The organism is Pseudomonas sp. PA-1-3F, from assembly GCF_021609665.1.
GTDB lineage: Bacteria > Pseudomonadota > Gammaproteobacteria > Pseudomonadales > Pseudomonadaceae > Aquipseudomonas > Aquipseudomonas paracarnis.
In genome coordinates this window covers 1-22,615 of sequence record NZ_WJZD01000037.1, presented here as the reverse complement: position 1 = coordinate 22,615, position 22,615 = coordinate 1, and the positions used below count along the sequence as shown (strand labels likewise).

General features: G+C 60.9%; 24 protein-coding genes. 19 read left to right on the top strand and 5 right to left on the bottom strand.

Annotation, left to right across the window (positions count from 1 at the left end):
• Position 1: 1 nt before the first annotated feature.
• The 12 genes from mltG to GIV26_RS22615 all read left to right on the top strand — a co-directional run bounded on the left by mltG (position 2) and on the right by GIV26_RS22615 (position 11,410).
• Positions 2–1,138 (top strand): endolytic transglycosylase MltG, encoded by a 1,137-nt coding sequence (gene mltG / locus GIV26_RS22670; protein ID WP_003189280.1) that lies wholly within the window; start codon positions 2–4, stop codon positions 1,136–1,138.
• A 19-nt stretch (positions 1,139–1,157) separates the two neighbouring features.
• Positions 1,158–1,790 carry a dTMP kinase gene (tmk, locus tag GIV26_RS22665; protein ID WP_034128435.1) on the top strand — a complete coding sequence of 211 codons (633 nt, stop codon included), beginning with the start codon at positions 1,158–1,160 and terminating at the stop codon, positions 1,788–1,790.
• On the top strand, positions 1,783–2,772 hold the full coding sequence (locus GIV26_RS22660; protein WP_034128434.1) for a DNA polymerase III subunit delta': 990 nt from the start codon (positions 1,783–1,785) through the stop codon (positions 2,770–2,772). The genes tmk and GIV26_RS22660 overlap by 8 nt, the downstream gene beginning before the upstream one ends.
• 62 nt (positions 2,773–2,834) lie before the next feature.
• Positions 2,835–3,620, top strand: a complete 786-nt coding sequence (locus tag GIV26_RS22655; RefSeq protein WP_236282293.1) for a TatD family hydrolase — start codon at positions 2,835–2,837, stop codon at positions 3,618–3,620.
• Between the two features lie 445 nt (positions 3,621–4,065).
• Entirely contained in the window at positions 4,066–4,731 is a 666-nt protein-coding gene (locus GIV26_RS22650) for a TetR/AcrR family transcriptional regulator (RefSeq protein ID WP_034128432.1), read from the top strand.
• A 139-nt stretch (positions 4,732–4,870) separates the two neighbouring features.
• Positions 4,871–5,839, top strand: a complete 969-nt coding sequence (locus tag GIV26_RS22645; protein WP_019817203.1) for a GTP 3',8-cyclase MoaA — start codon at positions 4,871–4,873, stop codon at positions 5,837–5,839.
• Between the two features lie 111 nt (positions 5,840–5,950).
• Positions 5,951–6,556 (top strand): DUF4823 domain-containing protein, encoded by a 606-nt coding sequence (locus GIV26_RS22640; protein WP_034128431.1) that lies wholly within the window; start codon positions 5,951–5,953, stop codon positions 6,554–6,556.
• Between the two features lie 16 nt (positions 6,557–6,572).
• Positions 6,573–7,133, top strand: coding sequence for a DUF1285 domain-containing protein (locus GIV26_RS22635; RefSeq protein WP_034128430.1), 561 nt, complete (start codon positions 6,573–6,575; stop codon positions 7,131–7,133).
• A 70-nt stretch (positions 7,134–7,203) separates the two neighbouring features.
• The gene (locus GIV26_RS22630; RefSeq protein ID WP_034128429.1) at positions 7,204–7,917 is read left to right on the top strand and encodes a GntR family transcriptional regulator; all 714 of its coding nucleotides are present in this window, start codon (positions 7,204–7,206) and stop codon (positions 7,915–7,917) included.
• Positions 7,914–8,915: an ADP-ribosylglycohydrolase family protein gene (locus tag GIV26_RS22625; RefSeq protein ID WP_205547395.1), complete on the top strand. Its 1,002-nt coding sequence runs from the start codon at positions 7,914–7,916 to the stop codon at positions 8,913–8,915. The genes GIV26_RS22630 and GIV26_RS22625 overlap by 4 nt, the downstream gene beginning before the upstream one ends.
• A 124-nt stretch (positions 8,916–9,039) precedes the next feature.
• On the top strand, positions 9,040–10,506 hold the full coding sequence (locus GIV26_RS22620) for a purine-cytosine permease family protein (RefSeq protein WP_054922125.1): 1,467 nt from the start codon (positions 9,040–9,042) through the stop codon (positions 10,504–10,506).
• Positions 10,499–11,410: a PfkB family carbohydrate kinase gene (locus GIV26_RS22615; RefSeq protein WP_072448771.1), complete on the top strand. Its 912-nt coding sequence runs from the start codon at positions 10,499–10,501 to the stop codon at positions 11,408–11,410. The genes GIV26_RS22620 and GIV26_RS22615 overlap by 8 nt, the downstream gene beginning before the upstream one ends.
• 116 nt (positions 11,411–11,526) lie before the next feature.
• Here the strand turns inward: GIV26_RS22615 and GIV26_RS22610 are convergent, their stop codons facing one another.
• The 4 genes from GIV26_RS22610 to GIV26_RS22595 all read right to left on the bottom strand — a co-directional run bounded on the left by GIV26_RS22610 (position 11,527) and on the right by GIV26_RS22595 (position 13,894).
• Positions 11,527–11,907, bottom strand: coding sequence for a termination factor Rho (locus GIV26_RS22610; protein ID WP_236282291.1), 381 nt, complete (start codon positions 11,905–11,907; stop codon positions 11,527–11,529).
• Positions 11,908–11,955: 48 nt separating this feature from the next.
• Positions 11,956–12,222, bottom strand: a complete 267-nt coding sequence (locus GIV26_RS22605; RefSeq protein WP_032895690.1) for a hypothetical protein — start codon at positions 12,220–12,222, stop codon at positions 11,956–11,958.
• Positions 12,223–12,273: 51 nt separating this feature from the next.
• Positions 12,274–12,612 (bottom strand): hypothetical protein, encoded by a 339-nt coding sequence (locus tag GIV26_RS22600; RefSeq protein ID WP_034128424.1) that lies wholly within the window; start codon positions 12,610–12,612, stop codon positions 12,274–12,276.
• An 85-nt stretch (positions 12,613–12,697) separates the two neighbouring features.
• A complete protein-coding gene (locus GIV26_RS22595) occupies positions 12,698–13,894 on the bottom strand; it encodes an MFS transporter (protein WP_197900977.1) in 1,197 nt (398 codons plus the stop codon).
• Between the two features lie 188 nt (positions 13,895–14,082).
• On the opposite strand from GIV26_RS22595, the gene GIV26_RS22590 reads away from it, so the two are divergent.
• The 6 genes from GIV26_RS22590 to GIV26_RS22565 all read left to right on the top strand — a co-directional run bounded on the left by GIV26_RS22590 (position 14,083) and on the right by GIV26_RS22565 (position 20,173).
• Positions 14,083–14,562, top strand: coding sequence for a GNAT family N-acetyltransferase (locus GIV26_RS22590; protein ID WP_034128422.1), 480 nt, complete (start codon positions 14,083–14,085; stop codon positions 14,560–14,562).
• A gap of 268 nt (positions 14,563–14,830) precedes the next feature.
• Positions 14,831–15,652: an SDR family oxidoreductase gene (locus tag GIV26_RS22585; protein WP_236282289.1), complete on the top strand. Its 822-nt coding sequence runs from the start codon at positions 14,831–14,833 to the stop codon at positions 15,650–15,652.
• Between the two features lie 32 nt (positions 15,653–15,684).
• The gene (locus tag GIV26_RS22580) at positions 15,685–16,665 is read left to right on the top strand and encodes a substrate-binding domain-containing protein (RefSeq protein WP_014719544.1); all 981 of its coding nucleotides are present in this window, start codon (positions 15,685–15,687) and stop codon (positions 16,663–16,665) included.
• Complete coding sequence (gene araG, locus GIV26_RS22575) at positions 16,662–18,161, top strand: L-arabinose ABC transporter ATP-binding protein AraG (protein WP_236282287.1); 1,500 nt, start codon at positions 16,662–16,664, stop codon at positions 18,159–18,161. Before GIV26_RS22580 ends, araG begins: the two co-directional genes overlap by 4 nt.
• Before the next feature lie 22 nt (positions 18,162–18,183).
• Positions 18,184–19,149, top strand: coding sequence for an L-arabinose ABC transporter permease AraH (araH, locus tag GIV26_RS22570; protein WP_034126745.1), 966 nt, complete (start codon positions 18,184–18,186; stop codon positions 19,147–19,149).
• 220 nt (positions 19,150–19,369) lie between these two features.
• The gene (locus GIV26_RS22565) at positions 19,370–20,173 is read left to right on the top strand and encodes an IclR family transcriptional regulator (RefSeq protein ID WP_032895696.1); all 804 of its coding nucleotides are present in this window, start codon (positions 19,370–19,372) and stop codon (positions 20,171–20,173) included.
• On the opposite strand, the gene GIV26_RS22560 is transcribed toward GIV26_RS22565, so the two are convergent.
• On the bottom strand, positions 20,174–21,226 hold the full coding sequence (locus tag GIV26_RS22560; protein ID WP_054897943.1) for an NAD(P)-dependent alcohol dehydrogenase: 1,053 nt from the start codon (positions 21,224–21,226) through the stop codon (positions 20,174–20,176).
• Between the two features lie 180 nt (positions 21,227–21,406).
• Here GIV26_RS22560 and GIV26_RS22555 point away from each other — a divergent pair, with 180 nt between their 5' ends.
• Positions 21,407–22,300 carry an AraC family transcriptional regulator gene (locus GIV26_RS22555; protein WP_054922615.1) on the top strand — a complete coding sequence of 298 codons (894 nt, stop codon included), beginning with the start codon at positions 21,407–21,409 and terminating at the stop codon, positions 22,298–22,300.
• Positions 22,301–22,615 lie beyond the last annotated feature (315 nt).

Sequence of the window (22,615 nt, the reverse complement as noted above, 5' to 3'; positions counted from 1 at the left end):
GTTGATACGAAAACTGGTGTTACTGCTGCAGATCAGCCTGGTCTCGGCGGCGTTGCTCGTGGGCTTTTCTGCCTGGAAACTCGACTCTGCCCTCAAGCAGCCCCTGAAGCTGCCTCAGGAGCAGTTGCTCGATGTACCTGCTGGCGCTACGCCGACGGGCACCTTCAATCGTCTGGAAGCCGACGGCGTGCTCGACGATGCATTCTGGTTGCGTCTGTACTGGCGCTTCAACCTCGAAGGCCAGCCACTGCACAGCGGCGAGTACCGCATGAGCCCGGGCCTTACCGCCGAGGGTTTGATCGGCCTGTGGCAGCGCGGCGAAGTGGTGCAGTACAGCCTGACCTTGGTGGAGGGCTGGAATTTCCGTCAGGTGCGCACCGCCCTGGCCAAGCATGAAAAGATCGTGCAGACCCTCGCGGGCCTGACTGACAGCGAAGTGATGGATAAGCTTGGCCACCCAGGTGTGTTTCCTGAAGGGCGGTTCTTCCCCGACACCTACCGTTTTGTCCGCGGCATGACTGATGTCGAGTTCCTGAAAAAAGCCTACAACCGCCTGGACGATGTACTCGCCCAGGAGTGGAGCAAGCGTGCCGCCGACGCGCCCTACACCGACCCTTACCAAGCACTGATCATGGCGTCGCTGGTGGAAAAGGAGACCGGGGTGCCTCAGGAGCGCGGGCAGATTGCCGGTGTGTTTGTGCGTCGCCTGAAGATCGGCATGCTGCTGCAGACCGACCCCACCGTGATCTACGGCCTGGGTGAGCGCTACAACGGTAAATTGACCCGCGCCCACCTCAAGGAAGCCAACCCCTACAACACCTACATGGTTGCTGGCCTGCCGCCCACGCCCATCGCGATGGTCGGTCGCGAGGCGATCCATGCAGCACTGAACCCGGTACCGGGCAGCAGCCTGTATTTCGTCGCCCGTGGCGATGGTAGCCATATATTCTCGGATAACCTGGATGCGCATAATGCCGCCGTGCGTGAGTTCCAACTCAAGCGCCGTGCCGATTACCGTTCCAGCCCGGCGCCGGTGGTGAAACCGCTGGAAGATTCGGCACCTTCCAGCGATGCGCCTACCCCCGACGCTCCGATCGAGCCCGCGCCGGACACGACCGCGCCGCAAAGCCCGCAATGACTCTGACTAAGGACTGCCTGTGACTGGCTTGTTTATTACCCTGGAAGGCCCGGAAGGCGCCGGCAAAAGCACTAACCGTGACTACCTGGCCGAGCGCCTGCGTGCGCAGGGCATCGAGGTGGTGCTGACCCGTGAGCCGGGTGGTACGCCGTTGGCCGAGCGCATTCGCGACGTCCTGCTGACCCCGGGTGACGAGCCGATGAATCCGGACACCGAGTTGCTCCTGGTGTTTGCCGCCCGTGCCCAGCACCTGGCCGAAGTGATTCGCCCGGCCCTGGCGCGGGGTGCCGTGGTGATCTGCGACCGGTTTACCGATTCCACCTACGCCTACCAGGGTGGGGGCCGGGGGTTGTCCATGGAGCGCATCACCACCCTGGAAACCTTCGTGCAAGGCGATCTGCGCCCCGACCTGACCCTGTTGTTCGACCTGCCGGTGGAAGTGGGCATGGCCCGCGCCAGTGCGCGAGGTCGTCTGGATCGTTTCGAGTTGGAAGGCCAAGCCTTCTTTGATGCAGTGCGCAGCGCTTTCCTGCAGCGCGCCAAGGCTGAGCCCGCACGTTATTACCTGTTGGACGCCGCCCAGCCCCTGAGCCGCGTGCAACAGGCTATCGACGCGCTGCTGCCCACTCTGTTGGAGCGTAGCCGTGGCTGAGTCCTACCCGTGGCAGGACGGCCTCTGGCAGCAACTGGCGGGGCGCGCCCAGCACGCCCACGCCTATCTGCTGCATGGGCCGGTGGGCATCGGTAAACGCCACCTCGCCGAACGCCTGATGGGCAGCCTGTTGTGCCAACGCCCGGTCAATCTGGAGGCATGTGGCGAGTGCAAGTCCTGCCTGTTGCTCAAGGCTGGCAGTCACCCGGACAACTATGTGCTGGAGCCCGAGGAAGCGGACAAGGCCATCAAGGTCGACCAAGTGCGCGACCTGGTGAGCTTCGTGGTGCAGACCGCGCAGATGGGCGGGCGCAAAGTGGTGCTGATTGAGCCGGTTGAGGCGATGAACATCAACGCGGCCAACGCCTTGCTCAAAAGCCTTGAAGAGCCGTCCGGCGATACCGTGCTGTTGCTGGTGAGCCACCAGTCCAGCCGCTTGTTGCCGACCATTCGCAGCCGTTGCGTGCAGCAGGCTTGCCCGTTGCCCAGCGAAGCCATGAGCCTGCAATGGCTGGCGCAGGCGTTGCCGGAATGCAGCGCAGAAGAACGAGGCGAGTTGCTGACCCTGGCGGCTGGCTCGCCTTTGGCGGCAGTGAAGCTGCAGGCTCAGGGCGTGCGCGAACAGCGTGCACTGGTCGTGGATGGCGTGAAGAAACTGCTCAAGCAGGAATTGTCCGCCACGCAACTGGCCGAAAGCGCCTGGAAGGATATTCCGCTGTTGCTGTTGTTCGATTGGTTCTGCGACTGGTCCAGCCTGATCCTGCGCTACCAGCTCACCCAGGATGAGAACGGCCTGGGCTTGGCGGATATGCGCAAGGTCGTGCAATACCTGGCGCAAAAAAGTGCCCAGGACAAAGTGCTGAACATCCAGGACTGGATCCTCGCCCAGCGCCAGAAAGTCCTCGGCAAGGCCAACCTCAACCGCGTGCTGTTGCTCGAGGCGTTGCTGGTGCAGTGGGTCGGCCTGCTCGGGCGCCGTTAAATTCCGTGGCTGACGGGTGTATCGTTGGCCCTACCTCTTTTGTGACTTAAGCTCAGATTCCTATGCTCGTAGATTCCCATTGCCACCTTGATCGCCTCGACCTTGCCCAGCACGGCGGTTCCCTCGACGTCGCCCTTGAAGCTGCCCGCCAGCGTGGGGTAGGGCACTTCCTGTGCATTGGCGTCAGCGCCGACAACGCCGCCGACGTCAAAGCCCTGGCTGATCGCTACGCCGACGTCGATTGCTCGGTGGGCATTCACCCGCTGGACCTCAAGCCAGGCGAAGCGCCGGCTCTGGACTGGCTACTGGGCGAACTCAACCATTCGCGAGTGGTGGCCATTGGCGAAACCGGCCTGGACTATCACTACGAGCCTGAAGCTGCCGAGTTGCAGCAGGCCTCGTTCCGCCTGCACCTGCAAGCCGCCCAGCAGACGGGCAAGCCGGTGATCGTGCACACCCGAGGCGCCCGTGCCGATACCCTGGCTTTGCTGCGTGAAGCCGCGTTGTCGCAGGCTGGCGTGTTGCACTGCTTTACCGAAGACTGGGATATGGCCAAGGCGGCCCTGGACCTGGGGTTCTATATTTCCCTGTCGGGCATCGTCACTTTCCGCAATGCCGACGCGCTGCGCGATGTGGCCCGCCAGGTGCCCGCCGACCGCCTGCTGGTGGAAACCGACTCTCCGTACCTGGCGCCCATCCCCCATCGCGGCAAACCGAACTTGCCCGAATATGTACGTGACGTGGCTGATTACCTGGCGATGCTGCGCGGCGAATCGTACGAACGCTTTGCCGAGCAGACTACCGAGAACTTCAAGCGCCTGTTCCCGCTGGCCCACGTAGCCGGTTAGGGCGGCCGAATTCCAGGCAAAAAAAACCCGGGTTCTGGGGGGTGAATCCGGGCTAAGACCATTAGGAGTAAAACAAGGGCACGCAGTCCGTCGGTACCCAGGTCGACGCGTCACTTGGGGGAGATGTCGCGCCGACAGTTGAAGTATTGACCACTATCCCATTCAGTCCAGTCGTGATTGATCGTTTTTTAAACAGATTTGGAATACGCGGCCTTCGCTTGAGTTCTCATTGCGCTGATGGGCAGGTTCAGGTGTTGCGTATTATTTCTGACTGATAACGGCGAAATCGTTGGTGCATTGAAAGTTATGTGCCTGACGGGTTCACATAGACATTGCCCAACGACCGTTCAGTCGGGATAATCCCTCGCACCGGGTAAATCGTATCGCCACGTATCCATGGCCCTGCGCAACCCTCCCTATTTCCGACCTTTGCAGACTCTTCCTCATGCACAAAGAACCCCGTAAGGTCCGTGAATTTCGCCGCCGTGAGCAGGAAATTCTCGACACCGCGCTCAAGCTGTTCCTCGAACAAGGTGAAGACAGCGTCACCGTCGAGATGATTGCGGATGCCGTGGGTATCGGCAAAGGCACGATCTACAAGCATTTCAAGTCCAAGGCCGAAATCTACCTGCGCCTGATGCTCGACTACGAGCGTGATTTGAACGAGTTGCTGCATTCGGCGGATGTCGACAAAGACAAGGAAGCCCTGTCCCGCGCTTACTTCGAGTTCCGCATGCGTGATCCGCAGCGCTACCGCCTGTTCGACCGCCTGGAAGAGAAGGTGGTCAAAGGTCACCAGGTGCCGGAGATGGTCGAGGAGCTGCACAAGATCCGCGCCTCGAACTTCGAACGCCTGACCCTGCTGATCAAGGGCCGTATCAGCGAAGGCAAGCTTGAAGACGTGCCACCGTATTTCCACTACTGCGCCGCCTGGGCCTTGGTGCATGGCGCTGTGGCGCTGTACCACTCGCCGTTCTGGAGCAATGTGCTGGAAGACCAGGAAGGTTTCTTCCAGTTCCTGATGGACATCGGCGTGCGCATGGGCAACAAGCGCAAGCACAGCCCGGAACTGCCGGGCGCCGAGAAGAGCGGCGACACCCCTGCCACGTAAGTCATTCGCCACAGTGATGGCGCAACGATTTACTGCCAGGCGCAGTAACCCAGGAATATACTCAGGCAAGGACCTTGCTAAAAGCTGAGTTATGAGTCAGCTTTTAGCGCGCCCGAATTATCCTCTGCCGGAGTGATCCATGATCGTTGATCGTCAAGGCAGGCGTTTTCGCAATTTGCGGATCAGCCTGACTTCAGCCTGCAATTATGCGTGTACCTATTGCGTGCCTGACGGCAAGCGGCTGGTGGCTGCCCAGGATGAACTGTCGGCCGAGGCCATGGCCCGAGGCGTGGCTTACCTGATCGAAGCGGCGGGTATCGAGCGCTTGCGCATTACCGGCGGTGAGCCGTTGGTCAGCCCCAAGTTGGAAGCCTTCATGGGGGCGGTAGGGCAGATGGGCCTGAGCGACATCAGCCTGACCACCAACGGCCAACTGCTGGCGCGTAAACTGCCGTTGCTGGTGGCAGCCGGTATTCGGCGCATCAATGTCTCCCTCGACACGCTGGATGCCGACGCTTTCCGCAGCATCGCCCGTGGCGGCGACCTGGCCACCGTGCTCGATGGCATGGACCAGGCCAGTGCTGCCGGAATCAAGATCAAGGTCAACATGGTGCCGTTGCGCGGCCAGAACCTGGACCAGGTGATGCCGTTGCTCGATTACTGCCTGGCGCGTGGCTACGAGCTGCGCTTTATCGAACTGATGCGCATGGGGCACCTGGCCAAAGACTCCAACGCGTTCCTGCAACAGTTCGTCAGCTTGCAACAGCTGCTCAGCTTGATCGGCGAGCAACATGAATACCTGCAAGCCAACGCACCCGTCGATGCGACGGCGGTACGCTACGAAGTGCCGGGCAAAGGCTTCTTCGGTGTGATCGCCAACGAGAGCGTACCGTTCTGCCGTACCTGTTCGCGGTTGCGGTTGTCCTCCACCGGTTGGCTGCATGGGTGCCTGTCGTCCAGCAATCGCCATTATGTCGGTGACTTGCTCGATCAACCGCGTCACCAGGCGTTGCCGGCGTTGCAGGGCTTGTTGATGAAGGCCTTGGCCGACAAGCAGGAAGTGGCGTTCTCCGGCGGTGCCACGATCATGAAGATCATTGGTGGCTAAGCTAGATATTGCGGGTTCACACATTTGATTTGTAGCGCAGCTGAATGGCGCGGATTCTGCATCCCACGCCCCATTCGCCGGTTTCCTGTCACCGGCCTCTGGAGGATTAGGATGCGTAGTCTGGTTTTGCTGCTGGCGTCATTGGCCCTGGGCGGTTGCATGACCGTCAGTGATATGGCCGAAGGCACCCGCTATCAGATGAGCGATGCCGGGCTGCTCGATCACAGCGATACGCGCCGTACCGCCTCGGTGCGCATACAGCCGGATTCCTTTGTATTTATCGCCCAAGGCGCCTTCGTGCCGCCGGGCAGCGCCTACCCGCGGCCCAATGTGGTGGCCGAGGAAGCATTCAATGGCTTCGTTGAATATTTCCCCATGGTGCGTCGCGCCCGCCAGCCCGAAGGTCTTGAACAGGCCATGGCCGAAGCCCGTGCCGTCGGTGCTCACTACCTGCTGTATTGCCGTTTTGCGGCAGCCGATGACCGTATCGGCAACGCCGACGAGTGGACCGACCAGCAAGCCCTGGACCGCCTTGGCCTGGACAGCGGGGTGATCCAAGTCATGTTGATCGAGACCAGCACCCAGTATTTGATTGATACTGCACGTATTCGCAGTCGTGGCGGTTTACTGACGTTCCACGACACATCGCCACAAGATTTGATCGCTCGCCCCCTGGCGCAATATGCCCGCGGTTTGCTGGGTATGAGTGATCAGTAAGACAGAGGAGCCCGCCATGACCGATTCCGCCAAGGCCAATGATTTATTGGCCCAACTGCCCAAGGGCAAGGGGCCGGCACCGGTGCATCTGTGGAACCCGGATTTCTGCGGCAACATCGACATGCGCATCGCCCGCGATGGCACCTGGTTCTACCAGGGCACACCTATCGGGCGAAAGCCGATGGTCAAGTTGTTCTCCAACATCATCCGCCGCGATGGCGATGATTATTTCCTGGTGACGCCCGTGGAGAAGGTCGGCATCCGTGTCGATGACGCACCCTTTGTTGCAGTGACACTGGAAGTGCAAGGGCAGGGCGAAAGCCAGGTATTACGCTTTACCACCAACGTCGACGAACAGGTCGAGGCAGGTCTCGAACACCCGCTGCGGGTGGTGACCGACCCCATCACCCAGGAACCCGCCCCCTATGTGCGCGTTCGCACCAACCTCGAAGCCCTGGTGCATAGAAACGTTTTTTACCAGTTGGTGGAGCTGGCGGTGAGCCGTCCGATCAACGGTCAGAACTGGCTTGGCGTCTGGAGCAGCGGGGAGTTTTTCCCCATCGGCCTGGAGCCCTGAGGCGGTTTTTGTCTTCAGCCTGAAATAATCCTCTTGCGGTAAACGCGCGCTTTCGGTTATCAATTTGTACATGATTAGACATGTTCGATTTGATAAGAAAAAACGCGTCGTCGATGAGCTCATCCGCCGTATCGAAGGTGGAGTCATGGCCGACGGCTTTCTGTTGCCGGGCGAGCACCAACTGGCCGAGGAGTTTGCGGTCAGCCGCGGCACGCTGCGCGAGGCGCTGGCCGAGCTCAAGCGTCGCAACTACATCGCCACCCAGAGCGGCGTCGGTTCGATTGTCACCTTTGACGGCATGGTGTTGGACCAACGCAGCGGTTGGGCCCAGGCCTTGGCCGATACGGGCGCCCATGTAAGCACCGACGTCCTGCGTTTCGAAGCCGTGACGCGCCCGGATCTGTTCAGCCGTTTCGGCACCGACCAGTTCATTACCCTCGACCGCCTCCGGCGCACGGCTGACGGTACAGCGGTGTCGCTGGAACGCTCGTTGATGCCGGCCGTTGGCGATCTGGAAAACCTGCCCCACATTGGGCTGATCGATAATTCCCTGACCATCACTCTGGCCGCCTACGGCTACGTCGGGGCCGACGGTGACCAGTGGATCGGTGCTGAACCCCTGAGCGATGAAGACGCCGAATTACTCGGGCGCCCCAGCGGTACGGTATTTCTCAAGGCGTCGCGCACCACCTATGATCGTCGCGAGCGTTTCATGGAGCATGTCGAAAGCCTGCTTGACCCGTTGCACTTTCGCCTGCATCTGCAGTTTGGAGCGTCGAAATGAGCCGAGAAAATCGCGCACTTGGCGCCTTTTATGGCCTGGCCCTGGGCGATGCCTTGGGCATGCCCACCCAATCCTTGAGCCGCGAGCAGGTCCAACAGCGCTTCGGTGCCATCACCGCCTTGGAAGACGCCGACGCGGACCAGCCCATTGCGCCCAACATGCCTGCCGGTTCTATCACCGATGACACCGAACAAGCCATCCTGGTTGCCGAGTTACTGGTGCAAGGCCAGGGCAAGATCGAGCCCGCCGTGCTTGCCCAGCGCCTGATCGACTGGGAAGCGGGGATGCGCGCCAAGGGTTCCCAGGACTTGCTCGGGCCGTCCACCAAACGCGCGATTGACATGATCCTCGCCGGTCATACTCCGGAGGAGTCCGGGCGCTACGGCACCACCAATGGTGCGGCCATGCGCATCACCCCGGTGGGCATCGCCGCCGATGTCAGCGACCCGGCGCGGTTTATCCAGGCGGTGATCCAGGCGTGCCAGGTCACCCATAACACCAACCTGGGTATTTCCAGCGCTGCGGCCGTGGCGGCGGTGGTCTCGGCTGGCATCAATGGCGTGGACCTGGGGGAAGCCCTGAATATCGGGACCCAGATTGCCCGACAGGCCGAAAGCCATGGTCACTGGATCGCGGGCGGACGCATTTCTACCCGCATCAGTTGGGCTCGCACCCTGAGCGTCGGCAGCGGCGACAAAGCGTTGTTTGCCGACCTGCTTTACGAGTTGATTGGTACTTCGGTGGCTTCTCAGGAATCGGTGGTGGTCTCGTTTGCCTTGGCCCAGCAAGTGGCGTCGGGTGATATGAATGCCTTCGAAGCCCTGTGCCTGGCGGCCAGCCTGGGCGGCGACACCGACACCATTGCCGCGATTCTGGGCGCCATGCTGGGGGCGTGCCTGGGTATGCAGTGCTGGCCTGAGGCGTTGGTTGAACAGGTCAAGCGGGTCAATGGCCTGGACTTGCAGCCGCTGGCCCAAGGGTTATTGGCCTTGCGATAAACACGGAACCAAATGTGGGAGCTGGCAAGCCAGCTCCCACATTCAAAAGCGTTGGGTCAGGAAGACCGGATAAAGATTCGACTCGCTGCCACAACAACAATACAGGCATCAGGAGCCCCCCTTAATGAGCAGCCCCTCTTCCGGCCAAACCGCCGGGCAACTGGAAACACGCGGCATCGAGCCGGTCCCGGAAGGCGAGTGCAACGGTCATCCGCTGCAACTGTTCTGGGTGTGGTTCGCGGCCAATATCAGCATCCTCGGTTTGCCCCTTGGTGCAACGCTGGTGGCGTTTCGTGGCCTGGCCATCTGGCAGGCGATCATCGTCGCGATTCTTGGCGCCGCGGGCTCCTTTGCCGTAGTGGGCATCATCTCCATCGCCGGTCGCCGTGGTCGTGCGCCCAGCCTGACCTTGTCCCGCGCCATTTTCGGTGTGCGCGGCAATATCGGCCCGACATTGGTGTCGCTGATGTCCCGCCTGGGTTGGGAAACCGTCAACACCACCACCGCAGCCTTCGTATTGTTGTCGTTGAGCTCCATCCTGTTCGGCTCGGCAGTGGAGGCCAAGAGCGCGCCGGTGCTCACCCTGATCTTCATTGCCATCTTCGTGCTGTTGACCCTGGCCGTATCGGGCCTGGGCCACGCCACGTTGCTGGTGATCCAGAAGTGGGCCACCTACGTATTCGGCGGCCTGAACATTCTGGTGGGCGGCTTTCTGTGTGCCACCATCGACTGGAGCGCGGTGTTCAACGCCACCCCGGCGCCGTTGAGCGCGATGATCATTGGCGTAGGCACCATGGCTGCCGGTACCGGTATCGGTTGGGCCAACGCCGGTGCAGACATGTCGCGTTACCAGCACCGCAGCGTCAAGGCCGTGCGCCTGGTGGCCTCCGCCGCGTTTGGTGCAGGTATCCCGCTGGTGCTACTGATCACCCTGGGTGGCCTGTTGTCGGTGGGTAACAATGACCTGGCATCGGCCACCGACCCCATCATCGCGATCCGCGACATGCTGCCGACCTGGATGGCCGTGCCGTACCTGATCACCGCGTTCGGCGGCCTGTTGCTGTCGAACAACCTGTCGGTGTACTCGGCCGGCCTCACTACCCTGACCCTGGGCTTGAAGGTCAAGCGCGTGCATGCAGTGATCGTCGATATCGTGGCGATTTTTGCCGGCTCCATCTATTTCATGCTGATCGCCGATAGCTTCTATGGCCCGTTCATTACCTTCATTTCGCTGCTGGCGGTGCCGATCACGGCGTGGGTTGGGATTTTCGTGGTCGACCTGATTCACCGTCATTACTACAGCCCCACCGACCTGCTGGACGTCAGCCCCAACAGTGCCTACTGGTATCGCGGCGGCGTGGAGTGGCGTGCATTTGGCGCCTGGGCCGTGGCCATTGTGCTGGGGTTCAGCTTCACCACCATCGGCACCACCGCCGAAAACATTTGGTTTGCCGGGCCGCTGTCCGACTCCTGGCTTGGCCACAACGGGCTGGGCTGGATCGTGACCTTCGTGGTGGCTGGCGGAATATATGCAGTCTTGGGCGGGGCCTCTGACCGTCGTCCGGGTTTAGCAGAGAGCGCCAATGTCTAGATTGCTGCACACCGGCCAGGTCATTGTCGACCTGGTCATGGGCCTCGACACCCTGCCGGCAAGCGGCGGTGACGTGCTGGCCAACTCCGCCAGTTTCCAAGTCGGTGGCGGTTTCAACGTAATGGCTGCGGCACGGCGCAATGGGTTGCCGGTGGTTTACCTGGGCCGCCATGGCGATGGGCGCTTTGGCGAGCTGGCGCGTGCCGCGATGCAGGCCGAAGGTGTTGAAATGGCCTTGGCGGCCAGCGCTGGCAAAGATACCGGGTTGTGCGTGTCGCTGACTGAAGCGAGCACCGAACGCACCTTCATCTCCCATCTCGGCGCCGAGGGTGAGCTGAGTGCCGACGACTTGGCTCAGATCGTCCCGCGTATCGATGATTATGTGTACGTCAGTGGCTACAGCTTGCTGCTTGAAGGTAAGGCGCAGCCGTTGCTTGACTGGCTGCTGGCGCTTCCGCGAGAGATCGTGGTGGTATTCGACCCGGGCCCGCTGGTCAAGGCGCCGGACTCGGCGTTGATGCGTGCCTTGTTGCCGCGTATCGACATCTGGACCAGCAATGGCCCTGAAGCCCTCGCGTTTACCGGGGCGGCGGATATGAGTCAGGCGCTGCCCATGCTGAATCAGCACTTGCAGGCACTGCTGGTTGTGCGTGATGGACCAAATGGTTGCTGGGTAGGGCGCGGGGCAGAGACTGAGCATGTACCTGGCTTCAAGGTGCAGGCGGTAGACAGCAATGGTGCGGGGGATGCGCATGCAGGGGTATTTATTGCCGGGTTGGCGCAGGGCTTGAAACCCGTTGAGGCGGCGCGTCGAGCGAACGCAGCGGCGGCGTTGGCGGTGACGCGTTGGGGGCCGGCCACTTCACCTGGCGTCACCGAAGTCGACGCATTGCTGGCTGAATAAATACGCACAACCCTGGGGGAGCGGGCTTGCTCGCGAAGGAGGTGTATCAGTTAAAGCATGTGCTGACTGACACACCGCATTCGCGAGCAAGCCCGCTCCCACAACGGGTTCTGCGTCTAACCTGCTTTTTTCAGCGCTTGAACCAACTCATCTTTGCGCATGGTTGAGCGCCCAGGAATATCCTTGGCCCGCGCCTCTTTCATCAAACTTTCCTTGGTCTGCGTACCCAGCGAAGCACGGCTGCTGCGCGGGTGCCCCTCACGGCTGGCAGCGCCACGCTTGGCCGATTCCTGCCGGTCCTGAGCCTTCTTGGCTGGCGCCTTGCGTCGGCCTGATCCGCCGGCTTTTTCACCACCGCCGGACTGTTTGTTGACGGTCGCCCAGGCACGAGCTTCGGCTTCATCCTTGGGCAACCCTTTGTGCTCATAACTGTCTTCGATATGAGCGGCCTTGCGTTTCTGTTCGTCGGTGTATTTGGCTTTGCTTCCACGAGGCATCGCTAAAACTCCCTCTGGCCCCAGTCGCGGGGCCAGGCCAGAAATGGATTACTGAGTACTTTGAGCGTCGAGCTTGCGCGCCTCATCCACACCAGAAGCGGTGAGCTTGATCGGCAGGTTCAACGCGTACTCGCCGGCGTCGTCGGTGGTCACATGCCCATCCTTGATCAGCCCGCGGTCCTGCAGGAACGCCAAGACACTGGCGACCTCTTTTTCACCGCGGTAATTGTCCAGCACCTCCTTGCCCAAGCCTTGCGGATGGGCGTGCAGCAGGCGGGTGAGGACTTCTTTTTCAAGGTTTCTATCGACGTTCATGCGTACCTCTTCACTGGGAAATGGTCGGGTGTTGGTCGTACCAAGGGTGCATCAAGGCGCTGGTTGTTTCTGCGCGCCGGGGATGTTCGAGTCGTCGCCCTTGTTGATCTTCGGCTCATTGTTGCTCGTGCCAGGGCCCATCTTGCCGTTGCCTACGGCAGGCGGTGCCTGGCGCTGGGTGTCGTTGCCTTTGGTGCGTGGGTCGGCGCTGTTGTCGATGATCGCGCCACCGTTGGTATCCAGGCCGGTGCCCATGGATTTTTGCGACTCGGTAGTGGCGTCCGGCGTTGGATCGGTGGGGCCAGTGGTCGAGCTAGCCGCAAAGGCGCTCAAGGACGCGGCAGACAACAGGCCGGTGAGGGCGAGGGCAGCAAATTTGGAATTTTTCATCAGGGTGTCTCCATATGATTAATGTCCTTACCCTGTATTGGTCTGCCCGCGTTTGCCGATCGTGCCGGGATGGCGACGAACGGTATCAGCTCACATGTATCACTTTATGTGCCGATAGTCGGCGCGCTACCAAGCGCGCCACTGTGATCGTCCAGTTGAGTGCGGCGATCACCAGTACGCTCAGCATCATTGTCGCAAGGCCGAAGTCGACGATGATCTTGCCTGCGAGCCAGGGAAACCCGAAGACGCCGATAAAGTACGCCAGGCTGAACAGCAATAACGCCTGGGAAGTGGTACCGCTGGGCGCTTCGTTGGCCACCAGGCCGTTAATCACCGAATACGTCAGGCCATACCCGATCCCTAGCGTGGCGGCGGCGAGCACATAACTGAGGTTGCCGCTGACACCAAACGCGAACAGCGTGATCGCGCCGAGCATCACCCCGGATAATACGCAGGCAGCCTGGTACGCATCGCGCTTGACCACGAAACCGGCGATCAGCAGGCGACTGATAATTGCCGCTGTCAGGAAACCCGCGAAGAACAGCGAATAGTCCAGCTTATGGGCAACGGCATAGCTGGTCTGGAACGAAGATAGCCCCCCGAATACGCAGCCACCCAGGCCAACCATCAGGATGGCGAACGCCGCCTTGGAAGACAGTACTCGGCGGCTTGCAGCCCAGGAAATCCTGGATGTCGGTACATTCGCGTGCTGTCGCAACCGAGAGCCCATGCGCCAGAACATCACCACCCCGGCGAGGCTGGCGAGCCCGGCAATATAAAACGCCGTTGTCAGGGGCAGGTCCAGCGCAGTGGCGGCGCGTCCCAGCAAAGGGCCGGAACCTATGCCGCTCAACATACTGCCCGAGAGCAAGGCGAAATATTTGGCCCGCTGGCGGGGTTCCACCAGCAGCGTCACGATGATCGGACCCAAGGTATAGAACACGCCCCAGCCCAAGCCAAGGGACAATCCAAACAGCATCAAGCCCTGGCCAAACCCTGGCGTCAGGGCAAACCCCAGGCAGGCCACCACTAACAATAGGCCGGTGCTCGCAATCGCTCGCGCCGCGCCCATCGCATCGGCCAGATGCCCGGAAAGCACCACCGCTACGAAGGTGCTGAGCATTGCCGTGGCAATGACACTGCCCGCGTCGTGTTCATTACCGCCACGGGCATGGATCAGCAGTGACAACAAAAAGGTCGAGCCGTAAGACAGTGACAGCAGGAAACTGGCGAGGCAGAACAGCGCGAATGTCTTCGTGCCCACTGGTGGCGTGGCGTGCATGAGCAGGTCTCTGATCGTTGGATTTATGCCCATTGTTTACCATGGGCGTCCCCAGGCTTTGTTCTGTTGTTGCTGATGCTTGCTTCACCCCGCGCCGGAGTGAAACGTGCTGATTGGCATCAATTGCACTGCAAACGGCCATCAAACCGTCTTAGTATGTGGCCTTTGAATTTGCCCAAGGCTCGCCCATGACCATCGAGATTCGCCCCGCCGTGCCCAGCGATGCTGCGCAGATCCTGACCTTTATCACTGAACTTGCCGAGTACGAGAAAGCCCGGCATGAAGTGATCGCCAGCGTGGTGGATATCGAACGCAGCCTGTTCAGCGAAGGCGCCACGGCCCATGGCCTTATCTGCTTGCGCGACGGCTTGCCGATTGGCTTTGCGGTGTTCTTTTTCAGTTACTCGACGTGGCTGGGCAGTAACTGCCTGTACCTGGAAGATCTGTACATCAACCCGGAACAACGCGGCGGCGGGGCCGGCAAGAAGTTGCTGCGCCACTTGGCCAAGATCGCCTGTGACAACGGTTGCGGGCGCTTTGAATGGAGCGTGCTGGACTGGAACGAGCCAGCGATTGCCTTCTACAAATCCATAGGCGCCCAGCCTCAGGAAGAATGGGTGCGTTATCGCATGGAAGGCGATGCCCTGCGCGACTTTGCCCAAGGCTGAAGCCTCGTTTATGTAAACACTAAAACCAGAATGTGAGCTTTCCTGTGGCGAGCAAGCTTGCTTGCGCTGGGGTGCGAAGCGCCCCCCAAAAGCGGGAGTCTGCTGCGCAGACAGCGGGAGCAAGCTCCCTCGCCACAGCTAACCCGCTCGAACATTTTTTTATTTTTCTCAATATATGGGATCTTAATTTATATATTGAGATATTTCAGGCGATGGGTTTATAGTCGCCAGCATCAGCACTCACTACAAAAAATAAAAAGGTGAAGCGATGCAGGCGCAACCGTTGTCCCTACCCGCCGTGCCCGAGCCGACTTATGGCGAGCGGCTGAAGAACAAGGTGGTGATCGTCACCGGCGCCGCCCAAGGCATTGGCGAAGCCATCGTTACCTGTTTCCAGGCCCAGCAGGCGCGGTTGATCATTGCGGATATCCAGGGCGACAAAGTCGAGAAAATCGCCGCTCATTGGCGCGAACACGGTGCGCAGGTTTACGCCCAACCGGTTGATATTACTTCCAAGGATCAATGGCAGGCACTGGTCAACCTGGCCATCGAGCGCTTTGGCCGCGTGGATGTGCTGGTCAACTGTGCCGGGGTCAACGTGTTCCGTGACCCGCTGGAGATGAGCGAAGAGGACTGGCGCCGCTGTTTCGCCATCGACCTCGACGGTGCCTGGTACGGCTGCCGCTCGGTGTTGCCGCACATGATCGAGCAGGGCATCGGCAGCATCATCAATATCGCGTCCACCCATTCCAGCCACATCATTCCCGGTTGCTTTCCTTACCCTGTGGCCAAGCACGGCCTGCTCGGCCTTACCCGGGCCCTGGGCATCGAGTACGCGCCCAAGGGCATCCGCGTGAATGCCATCGCCCCCGGCTATATCGAAACCCAGCTCAACGTCGATTACTGGAACGGTTTCCCTGACCCTCACGCCGAACGCCAGCGTGCGTTCGACCTGCACCCGCCCAAACGCATTGGCCAGCCCATCGAAGTGGCCATGACAGCACTGTTCCTGGCGACCGACGAGGCGCCCTTTATCAACGCCACTTGCCTGATGATCGATGGCGGGCGGTCTGTGATGTACCACGACTAAAGCGTTTTCCAATAACAAGAAGGAGGTGGTCCATGTTCAAGCAAACACTCGGTGCCGTGGCACTGGCAATGGCGTTCTGCGGCTGGGTATCGGCTGAAGAAGTGAAGATCGGTTTCCTGGTCAAGCAGGCCGAGGAACCCTGGTTTCAAACGGAGTGGGCATTCGCGGAAAAAGCCGGCAAAGAGCATGGTTTTACTGTGATCAAGATCGCCGTGCCCGATGGCGAAAAGACCTTGTCGGCCATCGACAGCCTGGCCGCGAATGGCGCCAAGGGTTTTGTGATCTGCCCGCCGGACGTGTCCCTGGGCCCGGCCATCGTTGCCAAGGCCAAGGTCAACGGTTTGAAAGTGATGGCCGTGGATGACCGCTTTGTCGATGCCAAGGGCAACTTCATGGAAGACGTGCCATACCTGGGAATGGCCGCGTTTGAAGTGGGCCAGAAGCAGGGCGCCGCCATGGCCGCCGAAGCGAAAAAACGCGGTTGGGACTGGAAGGACACCTATGCGGTGATCAATACCTTCAACGAACTCGACACCGGTAAGAAGCGTACAGACGGCTCGATCAAATCCCTCGAGGAGGCCGGTATTCCCAAGGACCACATCCTCACCGCTGCGCTGAAAACCCTCGATGTCCCCGGCAGCATGGACGCCACCAACTCGGCCTTGGTCAAGCTGCCGAGCGGGGCGAAGAACCTGATCATCGGCGGCATGAACGACAACACCGTGCTCGGCGGCGTGCGCGCCACCGAAAGTGCCGGCTTCAAGGCCGCCAACGTCATCGGCATCGGCATCAATGGCACCGACGCCATTGGCGAATTGAAGAAAGCCGACAGCGGTTTCTTCGGCTCCATGCTGCCCAGCCCGCATATCGAGGGCTATAACACCGCGCTGGCGATGTACGAGTGGGTCACCACCGGCAAGGAACCGGCCAAATACACCGCCATGGACGAAGTGACCTTGATCACCCGCGCCAATTTCCAGGAAGAACTGACCAAGATCGGCCTGTGGAAATGAGCGGCGCGGCCCTGCGTTTCAATGGCATCGGCAAGGAGTTTCCCGGTGTGAAAGCCCTGGCGCAGATCAGCTTTGAAGCGCGGCCGCATTCGGTGCACGCTCTGATGGGCGAGAACGGCGCCGGCAAGTCGACCCTGCTGAAAATCCTCGGCGGCGCCTACATTCCGTCCAGCGGTACGGTGCAGATCGGCGCGCAGACCATGGCCTTCAAATGCGCCGCCGACAGCATCGCCAGCGGTGTGGCGGTGATTCACCAGGAGCTACATCTGGTGCCGGAAATGAGCGTGGCCGAGAACCTGTTCCTCGGGCATTTGCCCACGCGCTTTGGCGTGGTCAACCGGAGCCTGCTGCGCAAGCAGGCCCTGGCCTGCCTCAAGGGCCTGGCCGATGAAATCGACCCCGACGAAAAACTCGGGCGCCTGTCCCTGGGCCAGCGCCAATTGGTGGAAATCGCCAAGGCGCTGTCCCGTGGCGCCCATGTGATCGCCTTTGACGAGCCGACCAGTAGCCTCTCGGCGCGGGAAATCGACCGCTTGATGGCCATCATCACGCGCCTGCGCGAGGAGGGCAAAGTAGTGCTCTACGTGTCGCACCGTATGGAAGAAGTGTTCCGTATCTGCGACGCAGTGACGGTCTTCAAGGACGGTCGCTACGTGCGTACGTTCGAGGACATGAACACGCTGACCCACGATCAGCTGGTGACCTGCATGGTCGGTCGCGATATCCAGGATATTTACGATTACCGACCGCGTGAGCAGGGCGAAGTGGCGCTCAAGGTAGACGGCTTGCTCGGCCCTGGCCTGCGTGAACCGATCAGTTTCCAGGTGCGCAAGGGCGAGATCCTTGGCCTGTTCGGGCTGGTGGGCGCGGGGCGTACCGAGCTGTTTCGCCTGCTCAGTGGGTTGGAGCGCGCCAGTGCCGGCAGCCTGGAACTGTGCGGGCAAGCGCTGCAACTGCGCTCACCCCGGGACGCCATCTCCGCCGGGGTATTGCTGTGTCCGGAAGACCGCAAAAAGGAAGGCATCATTCCGCTGTCCAGCGTGGCGGAAAATATCAACATCAGCGCCCGTAGTGCCCATGCCTCGTTCGGCTGGTTGCTGCGCGACGGCTGGGAGAGGGACAACGCCGAGCGGCAGATCCAGGCGATGCGGGTCAAAACGCCGAACGCGGCGCAGAAGATCATGTACCTGTCCGGCGGCAACCAACAGAAAGCCATCCTTGGCCGCTGGTTGTCGATGCCGATGAAGGTCCTGCTGCTGGACGAACCCACCCGGGGTATCGACATCGGCGCCAAGTCGGAGATCTACCAGATCATCCATAACCTGGCGGCCAATGGCATTGCGGTAATCGTGGTGTCCAGCGACCTGATGGAGGTGATGGGCATCTCCGACCGCATCCTGGTGATGAGTGAAGGCGCCTTGACCGGTGAGTTGCCCCGCGCCCAAGCGGATGAAGCGCGCCTGCTGCAACTGGCGCTGCCACAGTCGCGGGCTTGAACAAGAACAAGAGGGTTTGGCTATGTCTGAGGTAAAAACTGCAAAGGGTTTCTGGCCGGGTTTCAACCAGCGCAAATTCCTCGATGACTGGGTGATGCTGCTGGCGGCACTGGGCATTTTTGTGCTCAGCGCGGTGTTCATCGATAACTTCCTCTCACCGCTGAACATGCGCGGTCTGGGCCTGGCGATTTCGACTGTCGGTATTGCTGCGTGCACCATGTTGTTCTGCCTGGCCTCAGGGCACTTCGACTTGTCGGTAGGCTCGGTGATCGCCTGCGCCGGGGTGGTGGCGGGCATCGTGATGCGCGACACCGACAGCGTGGTACTCGGCGTGTCGGCGGCCTTGGCCATGGGCCTGGTGGTAGGGCTGATCAACGGCATTGTGATTGCCAAACTGCGCATCAATGCGTTGATTGCCACCCTGGCGACCATGCAGATCGTGCGCGGCCTGGCCTACATCTTCTCCAACGGCAAGGCGGTGGGGGTGATGAACGAAGGGTTCTTCGTGTTCGGCAACGGCCAACTGCTGGGCGTGCCGGTGCCGATCATCATCACCGTCCTGTGCTTTGTGTTCTTTGGCTGGCTGCTCAATTACACCACCTATGGGCGCAACACCATGGCCATTGGCGGCAACCAGGAAGCCGCGTTGCTCGCCGGGGTCAATGTCGATCGCACCAAGATCATCATTTTTGCCGTGCATGGTTTGATCGGCGCATTGGCCGGGGTGATCCTCGCGTCACGCATGACCTCGGGCCAGCCGATGATTGGCCAGGGGTTCGAACTGACGGTGATTTCGGCGTGCGTGCTGGGCGGGGTGTCGTTGAGCGGCGGTATCGGCATGATCCGCCATGTGATTGCCGGGGTGTTGATTCTGGCGATCATCGAGAATGCGATGAACCTGAAGAACATCGATACCTTTTACCAATATGTGATTCGTGGCTCGATCCTGTTGCTGGCGGTGATAATCGACCGCATGAAACAACGCTAATGGTCGCCCTGTGAAGATCAAACTGTGGGAGCTGGCTTGCTGTGGCGAGCAAGCTTGCTTGCGCTGGGGTGCGAAGCGCCCCCAAAAGCCGGCTCCAGCTGCGCTGTCGAACGGGAGCAAGCTCCCTCGCCACAGCAAGCCAGCTCCCACTTTGGATCTCCTGTGTTCAGGAGGGCGGTATTTGCCATAATGCCCCCGCTTTCATACTTATAGGCCCGATATGCAGGAAAACGCCCACACCCCCGTCAAAGACGCCGCCCCCACCGGCACCCAGACCCTGTTGCGCGGCCTGGGCGTGGTGCAAGCGGTGGCGGCTGGTGCGCGGGATCTCAAGGAGATCGCCCGGCGCATCGGCACCACGCGCAGCACAACGCACCGCCTGGCCAGTTGCCTGGTGGACGAGCGTTACCTGCGCGTGGTGCCCCAGGTCGGTTATCTGCTGGGGCCCAAGCTGATCGAGTTGGGGTTCCAGGCCCGTGAAGAGTTGCCCTTGGTGAACCTGGCGGTGCCCTACCTGGATGAGTTGTCGGCGCTGACCGGCGATACCATTCACCTGGCGATTCGTGAGTACGACGAGGTGCTTTACCTGCACAAGAACCCCGGCCGCAATGGGCCGGAAATGCGCTCGCGGGTCGGCCATCGCATGCCGCTGGCGCGCACCGGTATCGGCAAGGCGTTGATGCTGGACGATTCGCCGCAGGAGTGGCAGCGCTTGTACGAGGCGAGTTTGCCGGCGGCGGGCAAGAGCCTGCAATGGCCGCAGCACCCGGAGCAATCCTGGGCGCAGTTCGAACAGCGCATGCATGAGTATGTCGAGGGTGGCTACGCGTTTGACCTCGAAGACAACGAGCCTTCGATCCGCTGCGTGGCCGCACCGGTGCGCGATGCCAGCGGGCGCATTGTCGCCGGCATCAGCATTGCCAGTACGGTGCCCTACATGCCGCTGGAGAAAATGGCCGAACTGATCCCTGTGATCAAACAGGTCGCAGCCCGGCTGTCAGCGGAGTTGGGCGCCAAGGCCTGATCAGGCTTTCAGGCTCGCCATGTCGATGACAAAGCGGTACTTCACATCACCGGCAATCATGCGCGCATAAGCTTCGTTGATCTGGCGAATGTCGAGCATCTCGATGTCGCAGGTAATGCCATGCTCGGCGCAGAAATCCAGGACTTCCTGGGTTTCGGCAATGCCGCCGATCAGCGAGCCGGCCAAGACTTTACGACCCAGCACCAGCTTGGCAGCGTTGACGGGTGGGTCCACCGGCTCGATCAGGCCGACCAGGATATGCACGCCGTCAAAGCGCAGCACATCGAGGTAGGGGTTCAGGTCGTGCTGCACCGGGATGGTGTCCAGCAGGAAATCGAAGTGCCCGGCAGCAGCTTTCATTTGCTCGGCATCCGTGGACACGATCACATGGTCGGCGCCCTGGCGACGGCCTTCCTCGGCCTTGCTGGCCGAGCGCGTGAACAACGTGACTTCGGCGCCCATGGCTTTGGCGAACTTGATGCCCATGTGGCCCAGGCCACCCATGCCGAGGATCCCGACTTTATCGCCGGCTTTCACGCCGTAGTGCTTGAGGGGCGAGTAGGTGGTAATGCCTGCGCACAGGATCGGCGCAGCGCTGGCCAGGTCGAGTTTGGCCGGGATCTTCACCACAAAGTGTTCACTGACCACGATGCTGTCGGAGTAGCCACCCATGGTGTTGCTGCCATCCACGCGGTCCGGCGTGGCGTAGGTCATGGTCGGGCCTTCGAGGCAGTATTGCTCAAGGTCTGATTGGCAGGCTTCGCAGTGACGGCACGAGTCCACCATACAACCCACGCCAACCAGATCACCGACTTTATGCGCGGTCACGTTGGCGCCGACCGCGGTGACTTTGCCGACAATCTCGTGGCCCGGCATCAGCGGGTACACGGCGATGCCCCATTCGTTGCGCGCCTGGTGGATGTCGGAGTGGCACACGCCGCAGTAAAGAATCTCGATGGCCACGTCATCGACGCGCGGGCTGCGGCGTTCAAATGACATCGGGGCGAGGGGCGTGGTGGCCGACTGGGCGGCGTAACCGATGGCGGTGTACATAGTAAACCTCACAAAAGCTTGGACTGCAGAGGCGGCGAATTCTGCGCGCAGGCCTTTGGCGCGAACATGGCAAATGCTCCGAGTCTCATGCCTATTCGTCCGGCAGTGCCAGAGCTTTGGATATATTGGCCGCCAGACCTGCGATGATGGTGTCATCCCCTATTCGCGAAGTTTTTTGCAATGCTGTTGACCCGCCATTTGGACGCCAATGCCACGCTGGTTGCCTTGATCGAAGGGCTCACGCCCCGCGACGGTTTTTCCCCGACTCACCTGCCCGGCGTGCAGGTGCTGCGCGCCAGTTGCGATGTGGCGCGTGGGCCGCAGATCTATGAGCCAAGCCTGATGTTCGTGGCCCAGGGCAGCAAGGTCGCCTACCTCGGCCCGCGCACGTTGGAGTATGGCGCCGGGCATTACCTGATCCAGGCGATGCCGGTGCCGTTCGAATGCGAGACCTTTGCCATGGCCCCCGAGGCGCCGTTGTATGGCGTGACGGTGGGCATCGATCGGGTGGTATTGGGCGAGTTGGTGATCGCGATGGGTATGCAGGCCGGGCCGCCGCCGACCGCGCAGACTTTGGAGTCGATGAGTTCGGTGGTGCTGGACGATACGATGCGCGGCTGCGTCGAGCGGTTGTTGCAGTGCCTGCACGATCCGCTGGAAAGCCGGATCATGGGGCCTGCGCGGGTGCGCGAATTGTTGTTCACCGCCTTGCGTGGCCCTCAGGCGGATGTGTTGCGTGCGCTGGTGGAACAACAGGGGCAGTTTTCGCGCATCGCCACCTCATTGAATCACCTGCATGCCCATTACGCCGAGCCGCTGAATATCGAGACGTTGGCCGGGTATGCGCACATGAGTGCGTCGACCTTTCATGAGCATTTCAAACGCTGCACCTTGTTATCGCCGGTGCAGTACCTCAAGCGCCTGCGGCTATTGAAGGCCCAGCAGTTGCTGCTGGTGGAAGGCATGAGCGTGGCGCAGGCGGCGCACAAGGTGGGGTACCAGAGCACGTCGCAGTTCAGTCGGGAGTACAAGCGCTATTTCCTGCGCAACCCGGGGGAAGAGCGGGCCGCCTGACACCACGAGGTTATTGTGGGAGCTGGCTTGCCTGCGATAACGGTGGGCCAGCTATACATTTGGCACCTGAAGACCGCCATCGCAGGCAAGCCAGCTCCCACATATTGATCGATGTCGCCCACAAAAAAGGCTCCCATTTCGGGTAATGCCAGTCAGTTAAGAGCTAGAGCAGACAACCAGTGACTTGTGGCGAGGGAGCTTGCTCCCGCTGGGCTGCGAAGCGGCCCTGCTCTTGTCAGGAGCTCGGACACGCACGGCGGCCGGCCGGCGCTCCTCCTCTCCTCAGTTCGCCGTGTACGTTCGGTGTTTCCGTTC